Origin of the sequence: Streptomyces endocoffeicus, from assembly GCF_016741935.1 — a bacterium.
Lineage (GTDB): Bacteria > Actinomycetota > Actinomycetes > Streptomycetales > Streptomycetaceae > Streptomyces > Streptomyces endocoffeicus.
This window is the reverse complement of the sequence record NZ_JAERRG010000097.1, coordinates 1-5,128: the sequence shown is the minus strand read 5'-3', so window position 1 is coordinate 5,128 and position 5,128 is coordinate 1. Positions and strand designations below refer to the sequence as shown.

Annotated in this window: 2 protein-coding genes; both read right to left on the bottom strand. The window is 70.8% G+C overall.

Annotation, left to right across the window (positions count from 1 at the left end):
- Positions 1-3,953: type I polyketide synthase (locus tag JK364_RS53805; RefSeq protein WP_201858783.1), on the bottom strand; the 3,953-nt coding region annotated here is incomplete at its 3' end.
- A 96-nt stretch (positions 3,954-4,049) separates the two neighbouring features.
- A partial coding sequence (locus tag JK364_RS53800) for a beta-ketoacyl reductase (protein ID WP_201858782.1) occupies positions 4,050-5,128 on the bottom strand: 1,079 nt, incomplete at its 5' end.

The window sequence follows — 5,128 nt, the reverse complement described above, 5'->3', positions numbered from 1 at the left end:
CCGATCGCGACCGATTCGGTGTCCGCCGACAGGCGTGCGAGTCGGGGGAGGGTGACGGCGCCGTCGCGGATGCGGGCCTGGGGTTCGCCGGAGGCGACCAGGATGGGCAGGACCTCTTGGGAGGCGGGGTGGTCGTCGGTGTCGACCAGCACGATGCGGCCCGGGTGTTCGGTCTGGGCGGTGCGGAGCAGCCCCCAGACCGCTGCGCCGGCGAGGTCATCGTAGGGCGCTTGGACGACGAGCGGGGTGATGGTGTCCTGGGTCAGGTGGTGTTGGACGTGTGCGAGTGTGTCGGCGGTGGCCCGGTGGGTGTCGGCGACTACGTCGTTTCCGGTTGGCTCCACCACGTACCGCTCGAAGGCCGGTACGGTCGCGGGCGTCGCCGGAGTGTGGGAGACCCACTCCAGGGCGTACAGGCCGTCCGGGCCCGAGTCGGCCCGCCGCAGCTGGTCGGCGGTGACCGGCCGGGTGACCAGCGCGTCGACGGTGACGACCGGCTCGCCGGTGGTGTCGGTGGCCAGTAGACGGACGGCGCCGGTGTCGTCGGTGTCCAGCCGGACGCGCAGCCTTGTCGCGTCGGTGGCGTGGACCGCGACGCCGGTCCAGGCGAACGGCAGCCTGATCCCGGACAGCTCGGCCGTGCCGACGACCGCGTGCAGCGCCGCGTCGAACAGCGCCGGGTGCACCGCATATCCGGCGGCCTCTCCGGCCGCGTCGGGCAGGGCGACTTCCGCGTACAGGCTGCCGTCCTGCCGCCAAAGCGCTTCCAGTCCCTGGAAGGCGGGCCCGTAGGCCAGCCCGCCGTCCGCCAGCCGCTCGTACAGCCCGGTCAGGTCGACCGACTCCGCCCCGGCGGGCGGCCAACTCCGTGGCGGAACGGGCACGTCCGCCTCCTCGGCTAGGGAACCCACCGCGTGCTCGACCCAGTCGCCGTCGTCCCGCCGGGCGTGCACGGACACCGGGCGGCGCCCGTCCGCCTCCGCCGGTCCCACACTGACCTGCACGGAGGCGGCCCGGTCGAGCACCAGCGGGGTCTGCACGACCAGCTCGTCCAGGACACCGCAGCCGACCTCGTCGCCGGCCCGGATCGCCATGTCGACCAGCGCGGTGCCCGGCAGGACGACCGTGTCGGCCACCGCGTGGTCGGCCAGCCATGGCATTGAGGCCACCGACAGCCGGCCCGACAGCACGACCGCACCACTGCCGGCGATCGTGGTCACCGCGCCCAGCAGCGGATACCGCGTCGGCAGCAGCCCCAGCCCGGCGGCGTCGCCGGCCGAGCCGGACCCACGCTCCAGCCAGTACCGGTCCCGCTGGAAGGGGTAGGTCGGCAGGTCCACCCGCCGGCCCTTCCCGATCACTGTGGCCCAGTCCACCGGGGCACCCCCGACGTGGAGTTCGCGCGCCGCGGCGAGCAGCGCCGCCACATCGTGGTGGTCACGCCGCAGCGTCCCGGTGACGACCGCCTCCGGGTAGCTCTCCCGTATGCTCGTGGTGAGTACTGGGTGTGGGCTGACCTCGATGAACACGTCAAAACCGGCGTCGGAAAGGTGGCTGAGCGCGTCGTCGAACCAGACTGTCTGGCGTAGGTTTCGGTACCAGTAGTCGGTGTCCATCGATGCGGTGTCGATCCAGTCGCGTTCCACGGTGGAGAACAGCGGCACGTGCGAGGTCGTCGGCTGGATGTCGGACAGGGTTCGGGCCAGTTCCTCCTCGATCCGTTCGACCTGTGCTGAGTGGGATGCGTAGTCCACCGCGACGCGTCGGGCGCGGTCCTCGGTGGCCAGCAGTTCTTCCAGTGCGGTGATCTGGCCGGACACCACTACTGCCTCCGGCCCGTTCACCACCGCGATCGACAGCTGGCCCTCCCACTGGTGCAGCAGGTCTTCCACGTATGCCACTGACCGCTGGATGACGGCCATGCCGCCTTCGCCGGCCAGTGCGGTCAGTGCCTTGCTGCGTAGCGCGACGACTCGGGCCGCGTCTCGCAGTGACAGTGCGCCGGCCACGTGTGCGGCGGCGATCTCGCCCTGTGAGTGCCCCACCACGGCTGCGGGTTCCACGCCGTAGGACCGCCATACCTCAGCCAGTGCCACCATGACCGTGAACAGCACTGGCTGGACCACGTCCACCCGGTCCAGGTCCGGCGTGTCGGGCTCGCCGGCCAGTACGGCCGCGGCGGACCAGTCCACGAACTCGGCCAGTGCGTGGTCGGTGCGCAGCACGCTGTCGCGGAAGACGGTGGAGCTTTCCCAGAGGCGTCGGCCCATGCCGATCCACTGTGATCCCTGGCCGGGGAAGATGAAGGCCACTTTTGACGCCCGACCGGACCCGCAGGTCAATGCGTCGAGTTCGGCGGTGAAGTCTTCCTGTGTGCTGCCGATCATGACCGCGCGGCAGGGCAGCGCCGCGCGACCGTGCAGCAGGGAGTAGGCCACGTCCGTTACCGATGCCTTGTCCCGCGTCACCAACCGCCGCGCCAGCTCCCGTAGGGCGGGTTCGGTGTGTGCGGAGAGTATCCAGGGCACCGGTCCGGTCGGGGGTGTCTGTGAGGTGTCGGGTTCTGGTGTGGTGGGGGTCTGTTCGAGGATGACGTGGGCGTTGGTGCCGCTGACGCCGAAGGAGGAGATGGCCGCGCGGCGGGGGTGTTGGTCGGTGGTGGGCCAGTCGCGGGGTTCGGTGAGGAGTTCGACGGTGCCGGTGGTCCAGTCGACTTCGGGGGTCGGTTCGTCGATGTGCAGGGTCTTGGGCATGATGCCGTGGCGCATGGCCATGACGGTTTTGATGATGCCGGCTACTCCGGCGGCGGCTTGGCTGTGGCCGATGTTGGACTTCAGGGATCCGAGCCATACGGGCTGGTCGCGGTGTTGTCCGTAGGTGGCGATGATGGCCTGGGCTTCGATGGGGTCGCCGAGTTTGGTGCCGGTGCCGTGTGCTTCGACGAGGTCGATGTCGGTCGGGGTGAGTTGGGCGTTGGTGAGTGCGTCGCGGATGACGCGTTGTTGGGAGGGGCCGTTGGGGGCGGTGAGGCCGTTGGAGGCGCCGTCCTGGTTGACGGCGGTGCCGCGTACCACGGCGAGTACTGGGTGTCCGAGGCGTTGGGCGTCGGAGAGTCGTTCGATCAGGAGCAGGCCGATGCCTTCGGCCATGCCGAAGCCGTTGGCGTCGGCGGCGAAGGCTTTGCAGCGTCCGTCGTCGGCGAGGCCGCGCTGTCGGCTGAATTCGATGAACGGTGCCACTGAGGCCAGTACGGTGACGCCGCCGGTGATGGCGAGGGTGCATTCGCCGGAGCGCAGGGCCTGGACGGCGAGGTGGAGGGCGACCAGGGAGGAGGAGCAGGCGGTGTCCAGTGAGACGGCCGGGCCCTCGAAGCCGAAGGTGTACGAGACGCGGCCGGACGCCACGCTCGCCGCGCTGCCGTTGCCCAGGTACCCCTCCAACTGGTCCGTGTCGTCAGCCGACCAGTCGGCGTAGTCATTGTGGATCACGCCGGTGAACACGCCGGTGCGGCTGCCGCGCAGGGTCGCCGGGTCGATGCCGGCGCGCTCCAGGACCTCCCAGGTGGTCTCGAGCAGCAGTCGTTGCTGTGGGTCCATGGCCAGGGCTTCGCGCGGCGAGATGCCGAAGAACGCCGGGTCGAACCCGGCCGCGTCGTCCAGGAAGCCGCCCTCCCGCGCGTATGTCGTGCCCGGGTGGTCTGGGTCCGGATCGTAGATGTCCTCCAGGTCCCAGCCGCGGTCGATGGGAAACGCGGAGACGCCGTCGCGACCGGCGGCGACCAGATCCCACAGCGACTCCGGTGAGTCGACGCCGCCCGGCAGCCGGCAGGCCATGCTCACGATCGCGATGGGCTCGCGGTCCCTGGCTTCCAGCTCCTGGATCTGCTGCCGGGCGTCACGCAGGTCGGCGGCCGCCTTCTTGAGGTAGTGCAGAAACTCGTCTTCGTTCGCCATCGGTGCTCAGCTCCATACGTGAACCGGAAGGACGGGGACCGGACCGTGGGGACGACGCTCTTCGGGTCGACCCGTCGAAGATCAGTGGGACGTGCCCTAACCCGCTTTGCCGTCGAGGAAGTCGAAGATCTCCCGGGCGCTCGCCGCGTCGAGGTCCAGCGCGGTGTCGGCGGCAGGCTGGGCAGCGCCCAGCGTCGACAGCCACTGCTTCAGCCGCGCCACCACGGCCGGCCGCCGCTCCCCGTCCTCGGCAAGCGCCCGCAGTGTCACCTCGATACCGTCCAGGTCGGCCAGCGAGGGCCCGGTGTCGGCCGGTGCCAACTGCGCCAACAGGTGATCGGCCAGCGTGTTCGGCGTGGGGTGGTCGAAGATCAGGGTGGCGGGTAGCCGCAGTCCGGTGGCGGCGGTGACGCGGTTGCGGAACTCGACGGCGGTGAGCGAGTCGAAGCCGCTCTCCTTGAACGCCTGGGTTGGGCTGACATGCTCGGCGTCCGCGTGGCCGAGCACGGTGGCCGCCTGCGCCCGCACCAACTCGAGGACGACCGCGCGACGCTCCTCGGGCACCACCGCGGCGACGCGGTCGGCCCAGGTGCCGTCCTGGACAGCGGCCTGGCCGGCGGTTGGCCGGGCGGCACGCACCAGCGCGCGGAGCACCGGCGGCACGCTGCCGGAACGCCCGATGGTGGGCAGGTGGAGCTTGACCGGTGCGACGGCGCCCAGCCCGTGGCCGAGGGCGGTGTCGAACAGCGCGGTGCCCTCGGCGTCGGTGATGCCGTGCAGACCGGCGCGGGTCATCCGGTCGTGGTCGGCCTGGGTGAGATGGGCGGTCATGCCGCCTTCCCGTTGCCACCAGCCCCAGGCGAGTGAGGTGCCGGGCAGGCCCTGGCGGCGGCGGTGGGTGATCAGGGCGTCGAGGAAGCTGTTGGCGGCCGCGTAGTTGGCCTGCCCGGGGCTGCCCAGCACCGCTGCCGAGGAGGAGAAGACGACGAACAGGGCGAGATCCTGGTCTTGGGTGAGTTCGTGGAGCCACCAGGCGGGGTTGGCTTTGGGGGCGAGGGTGGTGGTGAGTGCGTCGGTGTCGAGGTGGTCGATGGTGGTGTCGGCGAGGGCTCCGGCGGTGTGCACCACGCCCGTCAGTGGGCCGACCTCGTCGACGAGTGCGGCGAGGGCGGTGC